The sequence below is a fragment of the Agarivorans sp. 2_MG-2023 genome, assembly GCF_030548085.1.
Lineage (GTDB): Bacteria > Pseudomonadota > Gammaproteobacteria > Enterobacterales > Celerinatantimonadaceae > Agarivorans.
On sequence record NZ_JAUORQ010000001.1, the window covers coordinates 156,399 to 181,317 of the forward strand.

The 24,919-nt window shown below is 43.7% G+C and carries 23 protein-coding genes; 15 read left to right on the top strand and 8 right to left on the bottom strand.

What is annotated here, in order from left to right; genetic code table 11:
• Positions 1-231: 231 nt before the first annotated feature.
• Complete coding sequence (locus tag Q4549_RS00700; protein ID WP_303553499.1) at positions 232-885, bottom strand: IS110 family transposase; 654 nt, start codon at positions 883-885, stop codon at positions 232-234.
• Positions 882-1,028 carry a hypothetical protein gene (locus Q4549_RS00705; protein ID WP_303553498.1) on the bottom strand — a complete coding sequence of 49 codons (147 nt, stop codon included), beginning with the start codon at positions 1,026-1,028 and terminating at the stop codon, positions 882-884. Before Q4549_RS00705 ends, Q4549_RS00700 begins: the two co-directional genes overlap by 4 nt.
• 376 nt (positions 1,029-1,404) lie before the next feature.
• Here Q4549_RS00705 and Q4549_RS00710 point away from each other — a divergent pair, with 376 nt between their 5' ends.
• The 6 genes from Q4549_RS00710 (at position 1,405) to Q4549_RS00735 (ending at position 7,716) form a co-directional block, all read left to right on the top strand.
• Complete coding sequence (locus Q4549_RS00710) at positions 1,405-2,559, top strand: hypothetical protein (protein ID WP_303553497.1); 1,155 nt, start codon at positions 1,405-1,407, stop codon at positions 2,557-2,559.
• Between the two features lie 254 nt (positions 2,560-2,813).
• Complete coding sequence (locus Q4549_RS00715) at positions 2,814-3,050, top strand: hypothetical protein (protein ID WP_303553496.1); 237 nt, start codon at positions 2,814-2,816, stop codon at positions 3,048-3,050.
• Between the two features lie 111 nt (positions 3,051-3,161).
• Positions 3,162-3,575 (top strand): GFA family protein, encoded by a 414-nt coding sequence (locus tag Q4549_RS00720; protein ID WP_303553495.1) that lies wholly within the window; start codon positions 3,162-3,164, stop codon positions 3,573-3,575.
• A gap of 408 nt (positions 3,576-3,983) precedes the next feature.
• Positions 3,984-6,098 carry an LruC domain-containing protein gene (locus Q4549_RS00725; RefSeq protein WP_303553021.1) on the top strand — a complete coding sequence of 705 codons (2,115 nt, stop codon included), beginning with the start codon at positions 3,984-3,986 and terminating at the stop codon, positions 6,096-6,098.
• Positions 6,099-6,105: 7 nt separating this feature from the next.
• Positions 6,106-6,648 carry a hypothetical protein gene (locus Q4549_RS00730; protein ID WP_303553022.1) on the top strand — a complete coding sequence of 181 codons (543 nt, stop codon included), beginning with the start codon at positions 6,106-6,108 and terminating at the stop codon, positions 6,646-6,648.
• A gap of 12 nt (positions 6,649-6,660) precedes the next feature.
• Positions 6,661-7,716 (top strand): glycosyltransferase family 4 protein, encoded by a 1,056-nt coding sequence (locus Q4549_RS00735; protein ID WP_303553023.1) that lies wholly within the window; start codon positions 6,661-6,663, stop codon positions 7,714-7,716.
• Between the two features lie 93 nt (positions 7,717-7,809).
• Here Q4549_RS00735 and Q4549_RS00740 read toward each other — a convergent pair whose 3' ends face one another.
• Both Q4549_RS00740 and Q4549_RS00745 read right to left on the bottom strand, forming a co-directional pair.
• Complete coding sequence (locus Q4549_RS00740) at positions 7,810-7,986, bottom strand: hypothetical protein (protein WP_154675871.1); 177 nt, start codon at positions 7,984-7,986, stop codon at positions 7,810-7,812.
• Positions 7,987-8,345: 359 nt separating this feature from the next.
• Entirely contained in the window at positions 8,346-9,290 is a 945-nt protein-coding gene (locus tag Q4549_RS00745; protein WP_303553024.1) for a glycosyltransferase family 2 protein, read from the bottom strand.
• A gap of 70 nt (positions 9,291-9,360) precedes the next feature.
• On the opposite strand from Q4549_RS00745, the gene Q4549_RS00750 reads away from it, so the two are divergent.
• From Q4549_RS00750 to Q4549_RS00775, 6 genes are all read left to right on the top strand, one after another.
• The gene (locus Q4549_RS00750; protein ID WP_303553025.1) at positions 9,361-10,758 is read left to right on the top strand and encodes an O-antigen ligase family protein; all 1,398 of its coding nucleotides are present in this window, start codon (positions 9,361-9,363) and stop codon (positions 10,756-10,758) included.
• A gap of 101 nt (positions 10,759-10,859) precedes the next feature.
• Positions 10,860-11,912: a glycosyltransferase family 2 protein gene (locus Q4549_RS00755; RefSeq protein WP_303553026.1), complete on the top strand. Its 1,053-nt coding sequence runs from the start codon at positions 10,860-10,862 to the stop codon at positions 11,910-11,912.
• Positions 11,912-12,877, top strand: coding sequence for a glycosyltransferase family 2 protein (locus Q4549_RS00760; protein ID WP_303553027.1), 966 nt, complete (start codon positions 11,912-11,914; stop codon positions 12,875-12,877). Before Q4549_RS00755 ends, Q4549_RS00760 begins: the two co-directional genes overlap by 1 nt.
• The gene (locus Q4549_RS00765; RefSeq protein ID WP_303553028.1) at positions 12,864-14,303 is read left to right on the top strand and encodes a lipopolysaccharide biosynthesis protein; all 1,440 of its coding nucleotides are present in this window, start codon (positions 12,864-12,866) and stop codon (positions 14,301-14,303) included. The genes Q4549_RS00760 and Q4549_RS00765 overlap by 14 nt, the downstream gene beginning before the upstream one ends.
• Positions 14,304-14,648: 345 nt before the next feature.
• On the top strand, positions 14,649-15,368 hold the full coding sequence (locus Q4549_RS00770; protein ID WP_303553029.1) for an acyltransferase: 720 nt from the start codon (positions 14,649-14,651) through the stop codon (positions 15,366-15,368).
• Between the two features lies 1 nt (position 15,369).
• A complete protein-coding gene (locus Q4549_RS00775) occupies positions 15,370-16,557 on the top strand; it encodes a glycosyltransferase (RefSeq protein ID WP_303553030.1) in 1,188 nt (395 codons plus the stop codon).
• 57 nt (positions 16,558-16,614) lie between these two features.
• Here the strand turns inward: Q4549_RS00775 and Q4549_RS00780 are convergent, their stop codons facing one another.
• The gene (locus Q4549_RS00780) at positions 16,615-17,241 is read right to left on the bottom strand and encodes a hypothetical protein (protein WP_303553031.1); all 627 of its coding nucleotides are present in this window, start codon (positions 17,239-17,241) and stop codon (positions 16,615-16,617) included.
• Positions 17,242-17,402: 161 nt separating this feature from the next.
• On the opposite strand from Q4549_RS00780, the gene Q4549_RS00785 reads away from it, so the two are divergent.
• Together Q4549_RS00785 and fusA are read left to right on the top strand one after the other, a co-directional pair.
• Positions 17,403-17,744, top strand: coding sequence for a YajD family HNH nuclease (locus tag Q4549_RS00785; RefSeq protein ID WP_137673096.1), 342 nt, complete (start codon positions 17,403-17,405; stop codon positions 17,742-17,744).
• A 294-nt stretch (positions 17,745-18,038) separates the two neighbouring features.
• Positions 18,039-20,123, top strand: a complete 2,085-nt coding sequence (fusA, locus tag Q4549_RS00790; RefSeq protein ID WP_303508248.1) for an elongation factor G — start codon at positions 18,039-18,041, stop codon at positions 20,121-20,123.
• Positions 20,124-20,259: 136 nt separating this feature from the next.
• Here the strand turns inward: fusA and Q4549_RS00795 are convergent, their stop codons facing one another.
• Positions 20,260-20,703: an RNA-binding S4 domain-containing protein gene (locus tag Q4549_RS00795; RefSeq protein ID WP_303553032.1), complete on the bottom strand. Its 444-nt coding sequence runs from the start codon at positions 20,701-20,703 to the stop codon at positions 20,260-20,262.
• A gap of 166 nt (positions 20,704-20,869) precedes the next feature.
• On the opposite strand from Q4549_RS00795, the gene Q4549_RS00800 reads away from it, so the two are divergent.
• The gene (locus Q4549_RS00800) at positions 20,870-21,772 is read left to right on the top strand and encodes an alpha/beta fold hydrolase (RefSeq protein ID WP_303553033.1); all 903 of its coding nucleotides are present in this window, start codon (positions 20,870-20,872) and stop codon (positions 21,770-21,772) included.
• Positions 21,773-21,775: 3 nt separating this feature from the next.
• Here the strand turns inward: Q4549_RS00800 and Q4549_RS00805 are convergent, their stop codons facing one another.
• Positions 21,776-22,687: a heparin lyase I family protein gene (locus Q4549_RS00805; RefSeq protein ID WP_303553034.1), complete on the bottom strand. Its 912-nt coding sequence runs from the start codon at positions 22,685-22,687 to the stop codon at positions 21,776-21,778.
• A 29-nt stretch (positions 22,688-22,716) separates the two neighbouring features.
• Positions 22,717-24,741, bottom strand: coding sequence for a methyl-accepting chemotaxis protein (locus tag Q4549_RS00810; protein ID WP_303553035.1), 2,025 nt, complete (start codon positions 24,739-24,741; stop codon positions 22,717-22,719).
• Between the last annotated feature and the right edge of the window lie 178 nt (positions 24,742-24,919).

Below are 24,919 nucleotides of genomic sequence, written 5' to 3' on the forward strand. Positions count from 1 at the left end.
GCTCTTTGGGTCAAAGCGCTGCGCAATATCCCAGATGTAACCGAGGAGTTCTCTGGCCACTGCGGTCTCCACTTTGTTGTGTTCCTTACCACGGTGTTTGAGCTGGGCGAAGCGTCGACATAATCGAAGCTGCGCGTCCCATGAACGCTGCTGTAGATTGAGTGATTGGTCTTGCTGGCGTATCAGTAACTCTCGCGAGACTTTGGGTGTAAAGCGGTAAGCCCAAGTCGCTTAGATGAGTATTCGCCGTGCATGAGTATTGCCACACTTGGTAATACCGCCTTGTTTTTGTCGGTTGCCACTGGAGTATTCCGACGGCGTTAAACCTACAAAATTCATCAGTGAACGTGGGTTAGCGAAACGGCGCATGTCACCCAGCTCTGCTACTAAAGTAATGGCCGATAAGAAGCGAATGCCTCTTAACACCGTTAGGTATTGCACTAGCGGATACCAGCTCCAATCTTGTGCAATAATTTGTAGTTCTTGCTCAAGGTGTTGTAGCCGCTCATAGCGCTCGGTAACAATGTGGATGTAGTGCTGAAAAGTAAGTTTTTTAGCAGGTTCTAAGAAATGAATATCGGCCAAATGACGTTTGAAAGCGTCATTCCACACCTGTCGACCCGAGCAAGGATGACCATTACGCAATAATAACAGCTTCAAACGCTGCCTGGCTTGGCGACAATCCAACATGGCATCTTCTCGGCAACGGATTAAATCTCTTACCGCTTCATCATCGGCATTGGGCACATGAATAGAATGAATAAATCCCGTTCGTGCCATTCTTGCTAAAGCGATGGCATCGCGCCTGTCGGTTTTAACCTTATCACCGGGCGCTTTAGGGATAAGGGCGGGAGCCACTACCCAGCATTCGATTCCGTGTTTCACCAAGTGACGATAGAGCCAAAATCCGCACGGCCTGCCAAGCCTTGGTTTTTTCTGATAGGTTTGTCTATAGTGAGAATATTGGTGGGTGAGGGTGCCGTGAAATACGGGCTTATCTCTTCAGTCACCAACACAATAAGTGACATTAGTAGTCTCTTTGTGAACATCTAGTTCAATGAAAAACGTGCTAGATGTAGATATTTTGATCTCCTGTTCTGTTAAGACTTTACATCTAACAATGTGGCTCTAGTTTGACTAACCCACGATAAACGCAGGAGGTCGACACTTTCACTGAGGATCATTATGTCTATGTGCGCGCCAATTGTCGTCCAGAAGGCGGAATATGATATGGCGGATATACAAAGGGAGCTGGTCTTTAGCCATCTAGATCGGCGTGCTAAAGACCAGTATGAGTAAAGATACAGTCGAAAATAAAATCCACTGTGGATTTTAGGATCAAGTTATAGGCAATGAAAAAAGCCTATAACAAGCGATAAAGTCCAAATTAAAAAGGTTTGAGATATGTATGCACAAGTAGAGAAGCCGAAAGAGAATAAAAGTAGGGTGGTTGCTAGTTCTGTTGCTCAGAAGAAAAATGATGTGAAGCAAGCATTTGGGTTTGTGGATAATCGGTCTGATGCTGTTACGCAAAGAAGACTACAGAAAACGATAAGTGATAGTCAACGAATTATGCAGTTAATGGCTATTAGAGAATCGGTAAACAATAATTCTCAGACTAAATCACAAACAGAACTATTGCATGATAATTCCGAAGTACGGACAATTGAACAAACTACAGGCGAAGGATCTTCACTTAATCGAAATGAACTAATACAAATGTATCCACTTGGTAATCTAGGCACACAAAGCGTTAAAAATACAGAAGACACAAGTCAACCTAGAATTATAGAAGAAATTCTAAAAAAAACAAGAGGTACTCTTGAACTGATTAATTTACAAGATCATGTTCGAGATGATACTCCACACGATAGCCAGGAAGAATGGATATTGCAAATAGCTCTCGAATTTAACCGGATGCAACAAGGTCATGTTAGAGAGTTAAAGCGGACTAAAGGTAATATTTATATGTCCGCAAATGTATTATTTGAAAATAGAATTCTCGCAACTTTTGGCCCTACTGTTGCGGGAAAACAAGACAATCCCAAAGATAATGACTATACACTACAAGACAAAGTGGATGATTTAAATGAGTTATCAGGTGATCAACATCAAATGTATGTTTCTAGAAATGACGCTGATGGTAAAGTACTTACGGATGTAGTTCGAGAGATTCCAAAGATGGAAAATGAGATTGTAGGAGGGGGTGAGTTAAACATTAACCTGCACGATGGAACAGGCCCTTGTGATGGTTGTAAGACTCGTATCGAAAAGGCTACGAATGATGTTGCTACTATAGTCGGTGCAATGCCACTTACAGCTCCCGTAGATTTATATTCACATACATTTTATCCGTCAAAATCGCTCCTAGCACTTAGGAAGTACGGGCCAAACACTAGTTTAGGGTGGGCTGAAGATACTAAAAATGGGATTATGTCTGATTCTTATTATCACGCCATTGGACCATATCTAATAGATGTTCCTTTGAGTGCAGAAGAGCAAGAAGCGGAAGATCGTTACCAAGCTTTTGCTGAAGAACTTGGACCTTACAGAAGCTAAATATGAAGCCTTTGGATAGTGACAGATACATAATTGGTTTTCAAGACACCTTGATTATCGAATTCCATAACAAAACCTAAAAATCATTAAAACGCTTTTTAGCCCAATTGTTACGAAATTAAATACAATGCACATAACAAAGCAAATCACGCGGACTTGGGTAAGCTGTCTTCCTTTTTGCAAAAAACAGCAAAAAGGTAGCCATCTCACCCAATCCGGTGTTCGCAGCGTTAAATTTTCACAGGAGGTGAACTATGAGATCATGGATCATTATTTTGGCCGGTTTGTGGTCAACATGGCACTTTATGGACATTGAGTCTGATAGTGGTTTTTTTAGTGTGTTTCTTCCAATCCTGTTTGGCCTTTTTGTTCTTGCCTTAGTAATAAAACTTTCTGGAGTTTCAGGTAACAGTGGTGGCGGTTATTGCGGCGGTGGCTTTGGTAGCGGAGACTCAGGCGGTGATTCGGGTGGTTGTGGCGGTGGTGATTGACGCTACACGATTTAACAATCGTTTCTAGCGGAACAATTAGCGCCGCTTAGCAGCTAAATACGGCGTTAGCGGCTATTATAGTTCACACACATTGCAAAGATTGAGGGATTTATGAAAGGTAAAGGAACGTGTTTATGTGGCTCGGTTAAGTTGGAAGTAGAGTACGTTAGTAACGAGTTGGCTGCTTGTCATTGTAGTATGTGTAGAAACTGGTCTGGCGGCCCGATGTTAGCTATTGATTGTGCTGATTCAGTTAAAATTTCAGGTGAATCAAATGTTGTTAGATATCAGTCATCTGATTGGGCTGAAAGAGGTTTCTGCGGTAAATGTGGTACTCACTTGTTTTACTATTTAGTGCCAAGTAACCAGTATCATCTTCCTGTTGGATTATTGATATCAGGGGATGATTACACGCTAACTCATCAAATATTCATTGATGAGAAGCCCGAATACTACGAATTTAAAAATGAAACACAAAATATGACGGGTGCGGAAGTTTTTGCCCATTTTGAAAGTGGAGAGTAAATAGCTAATTGGTCGTTAACCCCGTCTATTCAATGCTTCCGTTAATCTTAACCCCTTTTGAATAAGCGAATGCGCTAACGCATTTCTGTACAGAAACGCGTTTGAAAATGGTCAATATTTAATGTCTTCCGGCACTTTGTTGTTTTACTTAAAAGCTATTGCCAATAACGCTTACTCGTCGTAACAAAGCAAGCAAATTCAAGTGGTAGCAGCAAGCGCCTGCAGAAATTTGTTAGCTAACTTTTCCATTTAATATTTTAACGTATCGTCTTTTGCAAGATGCAAAAGGCTTTAGCTTTTCTTTTATTTACCTCATTTAATTTCTTACTAATCATATTGTTACAAGTTTGGCTCGGCTCTTGCTGATAAGCAGTATCTGACCTAAATCAGTAAACGATAGGATTACTTATGAAACCATGGAAACCTTTAGCTTTTGCCTTACTCTGCTCACCATTGAGTAGTTATGGTGCAGCATTTTCTAGTTGCCCTACACAGGCATTTCTCGTGCAACAGAACGTGGCGCAATTGTTTGGCGTTAATCTCGCCACCGGCTATTACCAAACGCTATCTGAAGACATGGGAACCACCGGTAAACTTAATGCCATTGGCTTTAACCTGCACGACGATTATTTGTATGCTTGGAGTTACCAGCACAAGACGCTGGCGCGAATTGGCGACGACTACCAAGTAGAGCCTTTAACACTGGATTGGAATGGCTTTGCTAGCGATGTGAGCTTTTATGTTGGTGATGTGGCTGTAGAGAACAATGCTCATTACCTTTACCGCAGCGGTTCGGCATATGGCTTGTTTAGAGTGTCGTTAGACTCAGCAGATGCAGATTATTTAAGCATGCAACGTGTGATTGATGGCAGTGCGCTTAATCTTAGAATTTTTGATATGGCGTTTCACCCTGATAACGGCATGCTTTATAGCGTAGATAACCAAGGGCGTTTATGGCGAATTAACCCAGAAACTGGCGCCAGCGAAAACCTTGCCAATGTTGGCCAAGTAGGTACGTTTGGTGCGGTGTATTTTGATGTAAGCGGCCACTTGTACATTAGCCGCAATTCAGATGGTTTAGTGTTCCAAATTGATATCGCGTCTAACTCTCCTGAGGCTCAGCTTTATGCTCAAGGCCCTGCATCAAGCAATAATGACGGCGCACGTTGTGCCATTGCTCCTATAGTAGCCGCCGATGATGCCAATATTGACTTTGGTGATGCTCCAGACAGCTTTGGCACTTCATTAATTAACAATGGTGCTCGCCACCAGCTAGTTGATGGGGGGATTCAGCTTGGTTCAAATGTTGATGGTGAAGCAGATGCTTATGTTTACCCGGCTAGCGATGATAGCTCACGCTTATTTGATGATGAAGATGGAATAGCATTTGTTACCGATGTGCAAGTAGGTTTGGACTTTGTTATTCAAGTGGACAGCTCGGCGAATGGCTTTTTAAGTGCTTGGTTCGACCTTAATGGCAATGGCACTTTTGATAACGAGGAGCAGTTGCTTACCGACCAAGCTGTAGTGGAAGGTGTGCAATCACTATTGGTGTCGGTGCCCGAAGGCTACGAAAGTGGCGACCGTTGGGCGAGGTTCAGAATCAGCTCTGGCGGCGGGAACACTGCTACAGGTGGTGCGCCAGATGGTGAGGTAGAAGATTATCAAATCTATGTGGGCGACTCTGCTACGCAAGTGAGTTACTACCCAAGTGCTGATGGTTATGCCACGGTAGCGTTTGAAGATAATTGGCCGGCTGCCGGTGATTACGACTTAAATGATTTAGTGGTTAATCTGCAAACCAAGGTGCTTAGCTTTGCTAACGGCGATGTAGCCCGCATTGAGCTGCAAGGCGAAGTACGTGCAGTAGGTGCCAGCTTCCATAATGGTTTTGCTATACGCATACCGGGGATTGATAAGTCGCTAGTTGATGTTGCCGCTATTCGTTATGAGATAAACGGTGAATTACTACAAGCCAGTGTATTGGACGAGAATACTAACGATATTACCGCCATCATTGCCGCTGACGTACGTAAATACATTAATAATCAAAATCAGTGTGACTTTTATAAAACCCAAGCTGACTGTAGAGGTGCCGGGCAATTGCACTTTAAAGTGCTACTACCCATGCATGAAGGCTTAGCTAAAAATGCCTTACCAAGTGCGCCGTTCGACCCATTTATTTATGCCACAGAGCATTCACGTAACCCTTATTTTGCCAGCTCGCCAGGCCGTGGTTTAGAGATTCATAGTAAAAATCAAAGCCCAAGTGCAGCTGTAGATAGCAGTTTATGGGGAAGCTTTGATGATGTATCAAATCCTTCAGCCAGCAGCTATTACCAAACAGGTAATGGCTTACCGTGGGCGATTATTGTGCCTTACAACTGGCAGTATCCATTCGAGCGTATCAGCGTGGCTGATGCTTATCCAAAATTCCTAGAGTACGCCCAAAGCGAAGGCCAACAAAGCAGTGATTGGTATCTGCTTGAAAATGCCCGCGGCGAACTTATTTATCAAGATTAGGAGCAAGATGATGACTCAGTTAATTAAGCTAAAACAGTGTGTAAACAGTAGCCTATTGGTGTTAAGCGTTAGCGTATTGGTGGCTTGTGGCGGCGGAGGTGGGGGTGGAGAGAGCGCGACAGTTGTTGATACCCCCGAGCCTAGCCCTGAGCCGGTAACAACAACGCCAACCGAGCCTACTACGCCAGAACCAAGCCCAGAGCCAGTGGCAACCAGCTTAGAAGAAGTACAAGTAGCAGAAAGTTTTACGTTTAGTAACCAGCAAGACATGGCGGTAAATGTCTCTTACCCCTATCAAGAAAGTGAGCGTGCTTACTTAAACATTTGCACTCAATGGAAGGATCTTGCTAGTAACAGTGTTGAATACAGCTCTTGTGTATGGCGTGGTCAAATTAGCCAAGCACAAATGGCAATCAACTTTACTTTGCCTGCACATGCTTCAACCTTAGTTGCCGAAGTGTGGCAGCTATCTTCGGGCAATGTAACGCGTATTCATCAAGAGCTAAGTATTGATGAGCTTAGTGCTGCTACACCTACGTTTAGCTTTTAATAGGTGACCACTATGCAAGCCTATATCACCAGCATCACTAAGCCTCGACAGGATGCTGTTTGGCTGTTTATCGACAGCCAAACAGTGGGAGGCATTGAGTCTCATGTGGCTAATTTAGCTATTGCGCTACACCAGCGAGGTCATAAGGTGTCGGTGGTGTTTTGGCGAGATTACACCCAAACACACCCGATGTTGCAGCAGCTAAATCAGCAAAAAGTACCTTGGCTGATTTTAGATGGCAGCGTTGGCAGCTTATTGCATGCGGTGAACGATTTGTTACCTAGTGTGATACATAGCCATGGCTATAAAGCTGGTTTAATCAGTCGTATGTTACGACTCCTCAAACCCATTAAATTAGTCTCTAGCTTTCATGCTGGCGAGGTGAGCAAAGGGCGTTTAGCCTGGTATGACTGTATCGATCGCTACTCTGCGGGCTTGTCTCATGTAAGAATCGCAATAAGTGAAGATATTGCGAACCGTTTAGCGGCTAGCTCAGAGATCATCAATAACTTTGTTGAAGTGCCAACCCAGGTGCCTGCAATTGATAGCCAAGATAAACCCACCATAGGATTTGTTGGTCGTTTAACCCACGTTAAGGGGCCTGATCGTTTCTACCAGTTAGCGAAAGCCTTACCGCAGTTTAACTTTGTTGTGTTTGGCGAAGGTGAGCTTAAGCCCAGTAAATCATATGCTTTACTGGAAAACTTACAATGTCGTGGAAAGCAAAATTGTATGGACGCCTGTTGGCAAGAGATTGATTTGTTGTGTATGCCTTCGCGAAACGAGGGATTGCCCTTAGCGGCACTTGAAGCGATGGGGCGAGGTATTCCGGTAATAGCGAGTGATGTTGGCGCATTGCCTAAGCTAATTTCAGATCATAAAAATGGCTTTTTGTTATCGGGGTTTGATTTACAGCAGTGGACCTCTTCTATTGTTGAGTGGTCTGAGAATGCAGCACTAAGGCAGCGTGTAGCCATTCAAGCCAGCAAAACGGTAGAGCAGCATTATTCTGCGCAAGCGGTACTGCCGCATTTTGAAAATATTTACCAATGTTTAAGTGAGGCGTAGCAGACGGTTGAGCTGAAGAGTGTTGCCTTATAGTGGCTTAGAGCATGTAAAAAAGCAGTGAGTTTATCACTGCTTTTTTGTTTATGCTCGACGCTAGTTTTTCATTTTCATCTTGCAATCATCTATCACCGCTTTTGTGATAGGGCCACGAGACTGCTCGCTTTTAAGTACCTTAGTACAATCGAAATCTTGATTGAAAACGTAAATACCGACTGCTTGAGCAGAGCCCGCTGCAAAGGCAAGCGCTAAAAATAAACTTAATACTTTCATAGTTATCCCTTTTTCAAAGACCTCTTTTGCGTAACTACCAAGAGGTAAAACCGTTAAGTAGATTGAAAGGCCAATGCGTTCATTAACGATACTGCAATGATCCATCACGCAGTGTAAGTAATGAGTTAACTTACAATTAAATGTTAGGTTAAAGATTCAAATTTGTGAAATAAAATAAAGGTGAAGTATTAGTCTTTTCTTTAGGAGAGGCGTATTTTACTTTTTGTTGTTATTAAACATGGGTTTGAGCGGTTTGGCCGATGCTAATATTTTATAGTGGCGGGTTTTAATAAACGATATTTCGTAATTCGCTTTACTTTTTAGTCTTTACTTAAAAAGTAAAGCGAGCCATGCATGCTTCATTTTAATAGGAGTAAGTTGCGAGCATCTGCCAAAGTTTCGATGAAGCGGCGTTTATCTGGCGATAAACTTAAGGCTTTTAGTCTCATCATCATCGCTGACATTCGTTGTTTCCTCTCATTGAATAACTCTGCTTCAGCAGTGGCTATTCTGGCTTTCGCTTGGGTGAGAGCGGCAGTGGATTGGCCGCTGATGCGGCTAGCATAGCGCTGATAAATAATATGCATTGCGTTAAGTCTCTGCTGACTTTTGCTGCTTTCAGAACCATCGCGCATTAGATATTCGCAGTCACAATAGCTACCCACAGCCACCGGCCCGGTTAAGGCGAGTTTTAACCAAAGATCCCAGTCTTCTGCAGACGGTAGGTGTTCGTCAAAACTGAAACATGATAACAAGGCCTCTCTAGACGCTAGCACGGTTGATGTGCCCACTACGTTTTCAGCAAATAACTTAGCTGCTGCATTAGTTTGGAATTGGTATGATTTTTTTTGTTGGCTAAGGTGGCGGTAGCTGGGCCAAAACTCAAAGCAGGTTCCGCGGTCTTCGCCTTGTTCGCTTACGTGGCGATAGTCGGTAAAGCTAAAGCTAAGTTCGGGGTGTTGTTGATGGTAGTCAATTTGGCGCTGTAATTTACCTTCCAGCCAAATATCGTCGGCATCTAAAAAAGCGATGAGTGGGGCATTGGCTTGTTTAATTGCAATGTTTCGCGCATAGGCTGGCCCGTTTCCGCTTAATTTTATACTGCGTAGGTGAGGGTGGCTGTGTTGATACTGCTCTAGCCATTGCCAGGTTCCGTCACTGGAATTGTCGTCGACAACAATGATCTCTACGTTGTCTACGCGTTGTTGCTCTACGCTCGCTAAAGCTTGCTTTAAATAGTTTAAGCAGTTGTAGCTAGGAATTATCACACTACAAACGGGGTTTGGCTTAGTGGGCTTCGACATATTGGTGTCCTTGGCATTGAGGTTGCTTATGTAGCTACATAAGCACGACTTATGCCAGAGAGATAGAAAGATGAATTTAAGCCTTAAGCAACACTCAAGCATTCCCCGTAGTTACTTAGCAGTAGTGAGCGCTTTGTTAGCGGTAGCCTTAATTAGCTTAGTGTGGCTTAAGTTACCTAATGTACTGATTCCCATAGCTTTAGGGATTATTCCTTTGTGTGTTGTGGTGGTATTTAAGCTACCTTTTTGGGTTGTGTTAGGCTTTGTTTGCTTCTCATTTTTTCGTATTCACGAGGCTTTTCCCGCACTGTATGTATTACGAATACCGCAGCTTTTGGCGCTAGGTTCGCTAGCCTGTTTAGCTTGGCATTTGTTTATCTCTCGCAAATTGCAAATCTTCTGGAGTAGAGAGTTAAGCTGGTTAATGGCTTTTTTTATTTTGTGTGCGATTGGGGTTATTTTTGCAAGTAGCAGACCCGTAGCCATGGCCTACTTTAATGGTGTATTTAGTAAAATTGGTTTAATGACGGTAGCTATTGCATGGTTAATGCGTAAGCCGGAAGACTTTAGTAAAGCTGCAATCGCCTTTTTTATCTGCGGTTTAATGATTGCCATTGTGGCCTTGCAAAATGCTGCTGCTGGCAGGGAGATGGTAGAGGGGACTCGCGTTACTATTGGTCGTTCTATGGGATCGGTACTGGGAGATCCTAACGACTTAGCCTTAACCTTATTGTTTCCTTTAGGTTTTGCCTTAGCATTTAGTTTGCAGCGAGGATCTTGGTTTATTCGGCTGTTAGCCGTTTGCAGTACCATTGCGATTATCGCGGCTATGTTAGCCACTCAGAGTCGCGGCGGATTGCTCGGCATTGCTACTATTAGCGCGGTATTGGCTTGGCGACGGGTTGAAAACAAAACCCTATTAATCAGTATTGGTGCCTTAGCTCTACCCATTTTGTTTGTGCTAGCCGGGGTGTCAGAGCGCAGCTCGGGTGGTGCCGGCGAAAGCGGTATTGACGAATCTTCAATGGGGCGTATTTATGCCTGGCAAGCGGCATTTAAAATGGCTCTGTATAACCCCTTAACCGGGGTTGGTTTAGATAACTTTTACGCCAATTACTATTTCTTTTCATCGCATTGGGATGGAAAAAACCATGCCGTTCATAGCACGTGGTTTGGGGTATTGGCTGAAACAGGTTTTTTAGGATTTACGGTCTTCTGTATCTTAGTGTTTAAAGTGTGTCGCTTGGCTCATGGGAATCTGCATTTGTTAGCCAAACAGCAAGCCAATGTTAATCTAGGTTTGCTTGCATGCGCAGAAGGCGTGTTTGCTGGCTTACTTGGCACCATTGTATCTGGCACCTTTTTAACTCAAGGGTTTACTTGGCCAGTGTATATTTTTACCGCCTTAGTGGTGGCTATTGCTCAGCTACTTCGTCAACCATTGCAGAATGCAAAATCCGCCATTTAGCATAAGTGTTATTTGCTGTTTCCTTCCTTATCTTACTGAAATTATTAAACTTTAAATTAGTGGTCTAGCTCTTGCTGTATTGCTGTTATAGGCGCTGCTTTATGAGATTTAACCATTATCGGCAGCATCATAACAATGAGGGCTATCCCATGTTTAATGTGTCGATAATCGTTCCGGTATATAAATCTGAACAATACCTAGCTAGCTGCTTAGATTCGCTAGCCAAACAAACCTTAGAAAACGTAGAAGTAATAGTAGTGATAGATGCTTCTCCTGATAGCTGTGCCGCTATTGCGGGAGAGTATTGCTTAAACTACCCGGAGCGTTTTAGAAAAATTGTTTTAGAGAAAAATGTCGGTGTATCAATGGCTCGCAATATCGCTATGCAATCAGCTCAAGGTGAGTACATTGGTTTTGTTGATAGTGATGACTACGTTGAAGCCAACATGTTTGAACTGATGTTTTCCGAAGCGCTAAATAGCAACGCTGACGTAGTGAGTTGCCAAATGCGCTCATTTGAAACACATGACTCTAGTGTTGAGTATCACAACCTTCCTACTAAAGAATATTACGACGATACCTTTGTTACCAATAAGCTATTTCGCCGAGTGTACCTGCTGTCTAAGCAAATTAATTTTTACAGCAATGTGATTTTTGAAGATGAACCTTTTGCTTACACGGCGCGTTTCGCCACCGATAATCTCGCAGAGGTGAACCAGGTTCTTTACAACTACCGTATGAGCCCCGAAGGACTATGTAGGGGTGACAATCATGGCCGATTTAACCTTTACGACAAGCAATTAATGCTGGCGCGTTTTTTAGCTGACATGGAACGCCGAGGTGCGATTGATGCTCACGCTGAAGAGTTATTGCAGTGTTTAGCTAATCACGCTTTAAGCGCGCTTTACTATCATATTTCTGCGATTGATTTGGTCGGCTTCTTTAGTTTTGTTGATCATTTAGTGATTAAGTATCAACTACTAGAGCGTGCAGGTGATTGCTCGCAGGACTACAAGGTGAGTCGCTACCTTAAATTTAGAGGCTCTGCTCCCCGCATCATTTTGCTCAGCTATTTTGTGAAGGCTCGTCAAGCAAAGCAAAAATTCTTAAACAATATTGATCTTGCCAACCTCACTGCACAGGGAGCCAAGTAATGAGTGTGATTCTTAATCGTTCGCCTAGTGTTTCAATTGTGGTGCCAGTGTTTAATACCGAACAGTATCTGTTGCAATGCCTAGAAAGCCTAGCCGAACAAAGCTTATCGTCGATTGAAGTGATTGTGGTGATTGATGCTTCGCCAGACAATGCTTATCAGCTAGCTAAACAGTTTGCCGAGCAATCAAACTTGGCGATGCGAATAGTCAACCTTACTACCAACGTAGGATTGGCTCAGGCTCGCAATATTGGAATGAGTCACGCCAAAGGGCAGTACCTTGGTTTTGTGGATAGCGACGATTATGTTGATAAGCAAATGTATAGCCATTTGTTTAACCAAGCGGTTGCTAACAATGCTGATTGGGTGAGTTGTGGGTTTAGCAAGTTCTCTGCTCAAGGAATAGAGCAATACGCACATAGCAACATAAGTGAGAATACTTCGGTATGTAACAAGTTGTTTCGTCGTAGTTTTATTCATCAACACCAAATTTGTTTCCCCGCAGGGGAATTATTTGAAGATGAAATCTTCTCTTATATGGCGGAGCTATACGCCCAAACAATATTGCATATTGAAAACCCGTACTATTTTTATCGCCATAACGCCAACGGTATTTGCCGCAAACCGGGGGCTGACAAAAGCCGTTTGTATGCGCGTATGTGCTCAATTGGCGACTTTATGCAACGCATGGAACAAAGCGAGTTATTACCAAGTGCAGCGCCATTATGCTTAGAAATGCTTTGTCGACATGCCTATTTGCAGTTACGTACCCAGGTGAGTTGGTTTGATTTACTGTGCTATTGGCGATTCACTCAACATTTAATCGAGAAGTATCAATTAGCTCAAAGCATCGACCTGGTTAAAGACAACTATTTTGTGAGCAGCTTTAACAAGTGGCAGCATCGCGAATGGGCCTTATGGCTAATTCGCCTTCGAGCGGGGAGAGCCAATTATGCTGTGGAATAAGATGCGCAACGCTCGCCAATCGCTGCAAGAAATGGGTGTGTATGGGCTACTAATGGTGTTGCAAAAAGGCATGGGGCTGATGATGCTGCCTGTTACTACGCGTTACCTAAGCTTGCATGAATACGGCTTGTTAGAAAGCTTAGTTGTGGTGTTCTCTCTGTGTTCATTACTAGAAATTAGCGCAGGTGCCTTGCCGCGATTTTATCCAGAATGCAAAACGGCAGCGGCAAAAAGTAACCTAATTTCATCTTCATTATTACTTAGCCTCACTTATGGTTTATCGCTGGCTGTTTTAGCCGCTGTTAGCTTGGCAACGCTGCCTTTTGATTTGTTCTCGGCTTTACACTTTTGGCAGTTTGCTGGGGTAGCTGCGGTGATTGCCTTTTCGATTGCCCTGCAGCCTTTAATGATGTGGTTGCGAATTGAGCGCCGAGCCGATTGTTACTTCTATTTGGTCGTTTGCCAATGCCTTACTCAAGTAGGGCTTACTTTGTGGGGGCTGCAACAAGGCTGGGCTATGGACGCCGTTATCGTAGCCAGCGTTGCGGCAAATGCCGTTGGACTAAGTTTAGGTATTTGGTTTTGTCGGCAACAACTCAAGCTTAAACTTGATTGGGCTTTGGCTAAATTAACCATGAGTTACCAACGCTGTTTAATTGGAGCATCGTTAGCCTTGTTTGTTATGCACGGTCTTGACCGACTGTTATTAGCTGAATGGTTGGGGGCAGAAACGCTGGCGCAATATGCCATTATGATTAAAGTGGTAGAAGCAACCGCGATGGCATTTGGCGTGTTAGAAAGCTGGTGGTTACCGCGCAGATTTGCGGTATTGCAGCAAGCCAATGGCCAAGCAGAAGTGGCCTTAACTCATCAGCGTTTACTGTTGGTGATTATGTTATTGCTATTAAGCGCTGCGCTATTTGCCCCCTTACTGATTAAACAAGTGCTGCCGTTAGCTTATTTGGGCGGTATTGATTGGTTGCCATTAATGCTACTAGCGCTAGGCTTTAAATTAGCGACAGCGGTTACCGACATTGGCTGTTATTTACCTAATAGCCCAGTTTGGTTACCGAGAATTAATATTGCTTCTGCACTATTGGCGGTTGTGCTTTATTACAGCTTGATTCCTACTTGGGGAGTGTGGGGTTTAATTGTTGCCTCGAACATTGTATTTGCCTTGCGCTTTGTATTGTTCACCACCATTAGTTTGGTTCTACAACCTTTGCGCTATCGCGTATCGACTTTGCTAAGTGCTTTTATTCCTCCTTTATCAGTGTTGCCTGCATTGGCCCTGTTAAACAACAGCATCTGGTTACACATTCTGCCCGCTTTGGCGTTATTGTGGCTGTTGGTATGGTCTGTTTGGATCATAAAGCCTAGCTACGATGTATCCAATACTGCCTTGGGCACCGTAGCTAACCAGTGATTTTATTTAAGGCTGCACCAATGAGCGCTTAGTCAGATTTTAAGTGCTTTGTGTTTTGCTTGTGTCTTCTTTTTATCTTTGTGTAAGCGCTGTTAGTGCTTACACGTTTCTTCCCCCTTCTCGTTTTAGCTAAAGCTCGTTCTGCGCGTAATGCATTTGGTAGATAAAGCTTGGTCATTTAGCCCTTATTACGACCTTAACTTAGCCGTTAGTCGCTGATTTTCATTTTGCAAAACCACTTTTCGAAAGGCTATAAGTGATTGTTTTATAGTTTATTTGTTTGCTGGCACGGATGCTGCTAGTACCTATTCAATAGCAACAATATGATGAATAGAGGAAAAGCGGATGAGCAGCCTTTTTTTGCACAATACCAAGTTATGGTTAAAACGTAGCGAATCGCCGTTAGCGAAAGCAGTGTTTTCATTCTTAAAAAACCTACGGCTTTTTCAATTACCTAAAATCCCCGTGTTGTTTAGCGGCTTGTATCGTTTACACAAACTGCTGAGTGGCGTGATGCAAAGTACGCTGAGGATCTTATGGTGGACTCCGCTATTTAGAAGCAAAACTCTGGGGCCGTCTAAACGCCTCTACTTATATGGTGGAATGCCGTTGCTCGGAGAAGGCTTGGTTATTCACTTAGGCAACGATTGCCGTGTTTCGGGCGCAACCACATTTAGTGGTCGCTGCAGTGCTACGCAGCAAGCGGTATTGCACATTGGCAATAATGTTGATGTGGGTTGGCAAACAACTATCGCAGTGGGTAGCAAAGTAACTATTGGGAATAATGTGCGTATTGCCGGACGCTGCTTTATTGCGGGTTATCCGGGCCATCCATTAAACGCCGAGCAGCGAGCGGCCGGATTACCTGAGAAAGACGAGCAGGTAGGGGATGTAATATTGGAAGATGATGTTTGGCTGGCTACCGGGGTGTCTATTATGGCCGGGGTCACTATCGGCAAGGGAACCGTTGTAGCGGCGGGCAGTGTAGTAACTAAAAGCCTGCCAAGTGGTGTTATGGCTGCTGGCGTTCCTGCCAAAGTAATAAAAGCCATTGAGGAGAAGTGATATGAAACGCGATCTCATTGTATTTGGTGAAGATTGGCAACGTCACCCTAGTAGTAGCCAACATGTAATTACCGAATTGGCTAAAAACCATCGTATTCTTTGGGTTAATTCTATTGGCTTACGTCGTCCGCGTTTAAGTTTTCGAGATGCAAAGCGGGTTATAGAAAAAGCTAAGTCGATGTTAAGGACAACTAAAAACGCATCTGGAGAAAAGGAACCGTCGAGGGAGTCTTCAGTTAAATCTTCAATTAAACCAAGTAGCATTCATGTGTTATCTCCGATTGCATTTCCTGCACCTCGTAGTCGTTTTTTTCGTTGGTTAAATCGCTGTATTTTGAAAATGCAGGTTAACAAACAAGCTCAACAGTTGGGCATTAGTAACCCCGATCTTTGGATAGCGCTGCCGACTGCAGTAGATATGCTGGGGCACCTTAACGAGCGCCAAGTGATTTATTATTGTGGCGATGACTTTAATGCTTTAGCGGGAGTTGACCATCAGCACGTGACCCGTTGCGAACGAGAGCTGGTGAATAAAGTTGATCATGTACTAGTGGCTAGCGATATGCTGTTGCGTAAATTTAGCAAACAAGCTGCGGTAGCAGCGAAAACTCGAGTACTACCTCATGGCGTTGATTATAATTTGTTTGTACACCCATCAAGTCCTGCGCCTTCATTGTTGGAAGGTGGGCCAGTAGCCGGATTTTACGGCAGTATCGCTGCTTGGTTAGACATTCCGCTAATCGTAAAAGTAGCGAAAGCACTGCCAGAATGGCGCTTTGTATTTATTGGCGATGTTCAAACTGATATATCTGCATTTAAAGGGCTGAGTAACATCGAAATCATCCCAGCGATAGCGCACAACGAGTTACCGCGTTACGTGCAACATTGGCAGGTCTCTTGGCTGCCGTTTAAAGCCTGTAAGCAAATTACGTCGTGCGACCCACTTAAGTTACGCGAATACCTCGCTGCGGGTAGGCCGGTGGTGAGTACGCCATTTCCGGCTCTAAAACCTTATGCCGGAATGGTGACTCAAGTGAAAGAAGCTTATCAAATGGTACAAGCTCTAGAAGATAGTTTGAATACACCACAAGCCTTGCAGCATCGCAGAACCTCATTCCAGCGGATGAGCGTACGGTCTGAGAGTTGGTATGAACGGGCTAAGCAAGTGAATCAATTGCTATCTTGTTAGGTATAACATAGCCATATAAAAGGTGAGGCTTTGCAAATGAGCAAAGCCTTGGCTTTATTAAGCCACATTTTGCTGGTTCTTATCATCGAGTGAGGAGGGATTTATCAAGCCTTTCGAATCTTGTTGATTCTCCGCTTGCTGAGGAATAGCTTGGTTGTTTACTGTTGTGGATGCGGGGCGAGCAATGAACTCGCCGCCACAATTGGGATGAGTTAAACCGGTAGCAATGCTATGTGGTTCATGTTGTTGCCAAAACTGTTCGATGAGGTTGAGTGACGAGTTAATCACTGAAACCTCTAGCGAGCCACAGCTTATACATTTGGCTTTATTGGAGCGCTGCCTAGCAACATCTAGCTCAGCTCCTAGCGTTAATAATGTTTCCACCGAGCGGCGGCGCATACGGCGTAGCTTTCGGTTAAACAAGCGTTGCCAATAATTAGTTTTAAGGGTGCCCTCGTAAGCGGCAACCTGTTGTACCAATTCACCCATTTCTTTAATGATAAGGTCAAGGTCTCTCAATTCTTCGGCGCTAACCAGTTGTTCACACTGCTTACACCAGCCTAAGGTTTTACGTAACGGTAACGCCAAACCATGGTGTAAAAATACTCTCCAGCCATTGACTTGTTTAGTGGTGGTTTCACAATCACAGCGGTTACAAAGTATTTGGGTAAGCGGCTTCGGCATAGCGTCATCCATTAGTGATACTGATTTAAGTGTGGCTTATGATTGATAGTTTTGAAACCGCTTACTGAGTTTAGGGTGTAGATTCAAAATATTATTTTTTGAATAAGCGTTTTTCGACCCGCCAGTGGTATAGTATTTGGCAAAAATAGCTGGAGATGAACATGGCTAATATTCCAAATAATTATGCAAGCTTAGAACAAGGGTACCGCGAGAAAGCGCTAAAGCTGTTTCCTTGGGTATGTGGGCGTTGTGCTCGTGAATTTCCCTATTCAAATTTACGTGAATTAACGGTTCACCACATTGACCATGACCATACCAACAACCCCAATGATGGCACTAACTGGGAGTTACTGTGTTTGTATTGCCACGACCACGAGCATTCTAAATATACCGAGGCAGCACAATATGGTTCAACGGTAGAAGCTGGAGCCGACTTAAAACAAGAACAAGCTACTTCTAATCCTTTTGCTGACCTTAAAGCAATGATGGCAAACAAGAAGTAAATACCTCTCTGTACCTTTCATTTATGTTGAGTTGCGTTGCGTTGCTGCTTAAGCCCACTATGCTATTTAGTGGGTAGGGGAGTCGCCCAATTATTGTTATGACGGATTGAAAAAAGGCTTTTTAGGCTCAAGTTTGCTAGTTATTGCGTTTTTAATTAACCAATTGCAGCAGTTTGAGATACTTTTTTTAAGAAAATTTGCAATAAATCGCTCAAATACAGTTCACCCTCTCGCCTTGTGCGACAGTAGTGGTATACTCCCCGCGAATTTGAAACAATTGATTAGAGTTGAACAATGGCTGATTTATCAAAATATAGAAATATTGGTATTTTTGCTCACGTTGATGCAGGTAAAACTACCACAACTGAGCGTATCCTAAAACTTACTGGTCAGATCCACAAAACTGGTGAAGTACATGACGGTGAGTCTACTACTGACTTCATGGAACAGGAAGCTGAGCGTGGTATTACTATTCAGTCTGCAGCAGTAAGCTGTTTCTGGGATGACCACCGCTTCAACGTTATTGACACTCCTGGACACGTTGACTTCACTGTTGAAGTATACCGTTCACTTAAAGTGCTTGATGGCGGTATTGGCGTATTCTGTGGTTCTGGTGGTGTTGAGCCTCAGTCAGAAACTAACTGGCGCTACGCGAACGAATCAGAAGTTGCACGTATTATCTTCGTTAACAAACTAGACCGTATGGGCGCTGACTTCTACCGTGTTGTTAAGCAAACTCAAGACGTACTAGCGGCTAACCCGTTAGTAATGGTTCTGCCTATCGGTATCGAAGACGACTTCGTTGGTGTTGTTGATCTACTAACTGAAAAAGCGTACATCTGGGATGACACAGGCCTTCCAGAAAACTACGAAGTAACTGATATCCCTGCGGATATGGTAGAAAAAGCGGCTGAATACCGTGAAATGTTAGTAGAAACTGCCGTTGAGCAAGATGATGACCTAATGGAAGCTTACATGGATGGCGTAGAGCCAACTATTGAGCAACTTAAAGCGTGTATCCGTAAAGGTACGCGTACTATGGACTTCTTCCCAACTTACTGTGGTTCAGCGTTTAAAAACAAAGGTATTCAATTAGTACTTGATGCTGTTGTTGATTACCTACCAAGCCCAACAGAAGTTGACCCACAACCTCTTATGGACGAAGAAGGCGAAGAAACTGGCGAAAAAGCTATCGTTTCTACTGATGAAACATTCAAAGCATTGGCATTCAAAATTATGGATGACCGCTTTGGTGCATTAACCTTCGTACGTATCTACTCTGGTAAACTGAACAAGGGTGACACCATCCTTAACTCGTTTACTGGTAAAACAGAACGTATCGGCCGTATGGTTGAGATGCAAGCTGATGACCGTAACGAATTAACGAGTGCGCAAGCTGGTGACATTATCGCCATCGTGGGCATGAAGAACGTACAAACTGGTCACACATTATGTGATCCTAAAGACCCTTGTACGTTAGAGCCTATGGTTTTCCCTGTTCCAGTAATCTCGATTGCTGTTGCGCCTAAAGATAAAGGTGGTTCAGAGAAAATGGGTATCGCAATTGGTAAAATGGTTGCTGAAGATCCATCTTTCCAAGTTGAAACTGACGAAGATTCAGGCGAAACCATCCTTAAAGGTATGGGTGAGCTTCACTTAGATATTAAAGTTGATATCTTGAAGCGTACATACGGCGTAGATCTTGTTGTTGGTCAACCACAGGTTGCTTACCGCGAAACTATTACTCAAGAAATTGAAGATAGCTACACGCACAAGAAACAATCTGGTGGTTCAGGTCAGTTCGGTAAAATTGATTACCGTATTAAGCCTGGTGAAGCAGGTTCTGGTTTCACTTTCACCTCTTCGGTTGTTGGTGGTAACGTACCTAAAGAATTCTGGCCTGCAGTACAAAAAGGCTTCAATTCAATGATGGAAAATGGTCCTCTAGCGGGCTTCCCATTATTGGATATGGAAGTTGAATTGTACGATGGTGCATTCCACGCAGTAGATTCATCAGCCATTGCTTTTGAAATTGCAGCTAAAGGCGCTTACCGTCAATCTGTTCCTAAGGCGGGACCTCAACTTCTTGAGCCAATCATGAAAGTTGACGTATTCTCTCCAGAAGATCACGTTGGTGATGTTATTGGTGACTTAAACCGTCGTCGTGGCATGATTAAAGACCAAGAAGCTGGCGTAACCGGTGTACGTATTAAAGCTGACGTACCACTAGCAGAAATGTTTGGTTACATTGGTTCTCTACGTACTATGACTTCTGGTCGTGGTCAGTTCTCTATGGAATTCTCGCACTATGCTGCTACTCCACAAAACGTGGCTGAGTCAGTAATTGCTGAAGAAAAAGAGAGACAAGCTAAAAAGTAACTTAACTTTTTAGTACGAAGCCGCTCCTAGAGCGGCTTTTTTTATGCCTAAAATAAGGTTCTATCTATTTTAGTTAGCGATTAAAAAAAGCAGCCGCTGGCTGCTCTTTTGATTTGATTAGAATGAAAGTTGCCGGTTAAAACTTAATGGAATGGCGGCCGGTTTTTTGATTCTTTTTTGACGTATCTGCATGCTGTTGGCGTGCTTTGGTGGATGGCTTTTTGCTCTTGGCTTGTTTGGTCACTTTATTGTTGGTTTTAGAACTGGCCACTTTTGATGTTTTATCTTGGGGGATCACCGCAGGCATTTTTTTCTCGGTAACAGCTTGATCGCACACGACATACAAAAATTGGCCATTAAACTCAATGATGTCGCCAGCATAGATCTTCTTACGCTTTTGTTGCTCTAACTCACCATTTACGCCAACGTAACCCTCGGCTATGGCCATTTTAGCTTCGCCACCACCGTTCACTAAGTTGCCAATTTTCAGCACTTTATAGAGTTCAATGGGCTGTTGTTCTACAAAGACTTCAAGTGCTTCTACTTCAATTTCTTCGGGAGAGTCTTCGTATTCGTTCATTGATATTGGCCATTCTTTTAAAGTGCAGGGATTATCGCGAGCCGCTTTGCTGGGGTCAAGCGAGTAATCGGGTCATTCATGATGAAATAATAGTAGCCGTTTGGCTTTCTAGTGCATTAAGGGTTAATAATATGTTCAGCTAATAGTGTATAGAGGGCCAAGTAGAATGGGCGTACGCCACGGATTAACCATACTCTTTTTGGGCGTTCTCACTGCTTGTAGTCCAATGCCTGAGGCGATTCAGCAGCAACAAGACTTTATTAAAACAAACTTGTTAAACAACCCTAATGTTAATCATTACCAAGTAGCTGATGGTGAATTTTCTCTCAGCGTACACAGCAATGGGTGGGCTAATAAAGCGGTGATGCTTTGGGTACACGGCACGCCAGGTTCTTGGCAAGATAGCGCTTATTTGATCACCGAACCGAGCTTGCTTAGTGAGGTATTAGTGGTCAGTATCGATAGGCCAGGCTGGGGGGAATCTCAATACACAGCTGCTCCTCAACCTGTTGCGAGTATGTTTGACCAGGCGCGATTGATAAGCCCTCTTATTCAACAACTAAAACGGCAGCATCCTGATGTGCCGTTGATTGTTGTGGGCCACTCTTGGGGAGCGTCTTTAGCGCCTATTTTAGCCCAACAACATCCCAGTGACGTAGGCGGCTTACTATTATTGGCTGGGGGACAAAGCGCTGAGCTCACCGAGCCTCGCTGGTACAACAAATTTGCCGCTAACGGAGTGGGCCATTTTTTGCTGTCTCTATCTGAAATGGGGAGGAAACTTAATCAAGCTAATTTAGATATGTACGCTTTACAAGATGGGTTAGCTAACTCTGCTGAGCGTTTAGCATCGATAAGTATTCCGGTCGTTTTGGTGCAGGGCGGTGAAGACCATTTGGTTGATCCTAAAAATGCCGATTTTGCTGAGAAGTATTTATCAACGGAACATAGCAAGGTGATTCGTCTGCCCAAGCAAGGGCATTTTATGCAGGTTGAACAAGTTAGCTTAATTGTTAGCTGCACATTTGCATTAGCAGCCAATCAGCTTGACGATTGTAATCCCGTTTAGCCGCTATTTGTTAGCAAACTGCTTTACCTGAAAATTAGCAAAGTCGACATGCGTTTCTGGCTTGAGTTTGTGCGCTTCGACTGTTGAGCGGTAGATCCCCCATTTCGGGCGCACAAAGTGCTTGCTAGTGTTACCACGCCACATATCAAGGTTGTTCTCATGAAGATTAAAAATCTGATGGCCGTCGCTCAGTCGAGTGAGGGTTAAGCTAAACCAACCTTGGTCACTGTATTGAGCTTTTACCACAGCTTCTAGCCATTGTCCTTGTACCAAATGCCAATCGTTACGAGCTAACACATTGGTTTTTACTAAAGGGCTATGACGAACGTCTATACCTGATTTTCCATTTCGGGTATTGCCGGTGAGGGTAATAATTGGCATTGAATCCTCGCCCCCCACGGCTTTTAGCTGAAATAAGTGCGTAAACTTGTTGGTTACTTGCATTTGCTCACTGACTCTAAACTTCCAAGAGTATTCGAAAACGCTATTTTCATAGCCTTTTAGTTTATCTGGCGAGCCGCCGTATATTTTGATTTCGTTGCGTTGACGGTCAATGAACTTGCCTTTGTTACCATCTGCATCACGATGCAAGATAAAACGAAAGTAAGGGCCTATTTCTAGGTCACTGTGTTCTTCAATGTGGGCTACACCTTGATGGTCACCGCTGAATCTATCGGGAGATTCAGCGGCGTTACTTCCAAACTGTGCTTGTACTAATTGGTAAGGTGTTAAACCGCTATTTTTGCCATCTGCGTCTAAACGAGCGCTGGCTATCACTCTTTCACCAAGCTCTTGGCTTGAGGGCTCATGCTTAAGTGCTGAGTGGGTAGGTATTGCGCTACTGCAAGCCAGTAACGCAGGTACACTAACCAATACCAATAAATACCCAACGGCGTGTTTAGCTTGAACATTCATCCTGTTTACTCTTGTTTAAGTGTATGTGCTTAAGTGGTTAATGGTTGCTCACAAGCTGCAATGCAGTCTTTAAGTTTAAAGATGGCTAGTTGGCCAAGCTGTTGCTCAGACTTAACTTTTAATGATTCACTGGCTTGCTCGTTGTGCTCTGCGTCTTTATGAGCCGAATGACCGAGATCTACTATTTTTTGTACATTGTTTGCAACTTGCGAGGCTACTGCCATTTTCTCTTCAGCAGTGCTGGCAATTTGTTGGCTATAGGCGCGAATTTGCTCCAGCATGACCGCAATATTCTCTAATTGCTGGTCACTTTGCTCGGCTTGGGTTAAGCATTCTGCCACCATTGACTCACCTTGTTTCATTAATGCTACCGCAGCGTTGGCACCTTTTTGTAGTCCGTCTATCACACTGAAAATCTCAGTCGTTGAGTTTTGGGTTCGGCTAGCCAGATTGCGCACCTCGTCTGCAACGACCGCAAAACCGCGACCTTGTTCACCAGCTCGGGCGGCTTCAATGGCTGCATTTAGCGCGAGTAGGTTAGTTTGCTCGGCGATGCTTTGAATAACATCAAGGATAGAACCGATGTCGTCGGAATTTTGTTTTAAGGTATCTACTTTCTCAGCGGCATTAATAATGGTGGCCTTAAGTTGAGTGGTTGTATTGCGGGTAGTATGTGCGGCTTTTCGCCCTTGTTCAGTGAGTGCAGATACATCACCAATATCATCGCGCGAGGTATTAGCTTGCTGGGAGACATCTTGTACGCCTTCTTCCATGGCTTTAACGGCATCGGCCACAATGTTGGTTTGAGCGCGTTGTTCGGAAATAATGGTGCGAGAATGCTGGCTAGCATTTAGGCCGGTTTCGGCACTGCTTTCTAGTTGTTTGGCACTGTCTACCATAGAGCCTATAACCTGGTTAAATTGCTCGGTGAGTAAGTTGAGTTGTTGGGCAATTTGGCCAAATTCATCATTCTTCTCAATAGTAATTTGCTCACTAAAATCACCGTCTACTAGCTTTTTCATTTGTGCCAAAGTGCGTTTTAGTGGCCCTTTGATGCTAGAGGTTACGCTCCACGCTACCACCAGTGAGATAGTTAACGAGGCTAACACCACCGCAATCATGGTTGTTATGGCAGTTTGAGAGGTGTTGCTTACTTGGGCTTTTGCCTTAACAATCATGGATGACACTGCATTGCTAGCGAGTGTTAGTTGTTCTAGGGCTTCTGCGGTTTGGGTATTAATTACCTCAAAGTTATTGCGTTGTTGTTGGCTCAAATGAGCGAGGTGATCAATTTCACTAAACAAACCATTTTTGTTAATGGATTCATTGAGCAACACAAAGTAGTTCACGACACTTTCAATATCATCTTCAATGTAGAACTCAAGCTCGTCGCGTTTTTCTATCATTTGTGCATAAAGCTTTTTAAGTTGAACCAATTGCTCGGTGGTTTGTTTGACCGTTTTGGCATAAAAGGCTTCGTCTAGCAGGCGCTCTAAAATGGCACCATCGGCTTGTAAAGCAATAGCTATCCATTGCGCATCACCATCTACAGAGTCAGCAATAAACTGAAGATCCTCGTGGTAGCCACTCCATTGCTGCTTAAATTGGCGACGCAGGCTTTGAACGGCTTTGTTAGTTTTTACCCATTGTTGGTGATTGGCAAACTGGGTGCTAGCTGTGGTAAAGGTTGTTTCAGCGTGGGCTTTAACGGGTTTAAGTATTTGGTTTAGCTCAGGGTAGCTTTTGGTTAATGTCAGTAAGTCTTGATAGGTGTTTTGATAGGTTAGGGTAAGGGAGGCTGCTTGGCCTTCTAACTGATTCATTTGCTCAAGAGATTCGGTGTTGCTATGTAAGCCAATCACCCAGGCTGAGTTAAGCAGCAAGCCCGATAAACGGTTGGATAGCTCCGCAGTGGGCGTTAGCTGGTCAACAGTCTCGTTGAGTTGAGACTCCAAACTTCTAATATTAAATTGGCCAATCAATGCGATGGCAATTAACAGCACCAGTAGAGTGGCAAAACCGATTAGCGTTCTCATCACAACAGAAATTTGCATGGGCCATCCTTAGCGTTCAGTCAATTTACAGCTTGTTTATTGCGCAATGTATTTTTGTTGTTATGGTATTACAATTAAATTATTGCGCAGATGTGATTAAACCAACACTTATGCCATAAATGAAAAGCGTTAAAGAGAGCTAACGCAGATGCTTTGAGAGCGATATATTTAGGAATGG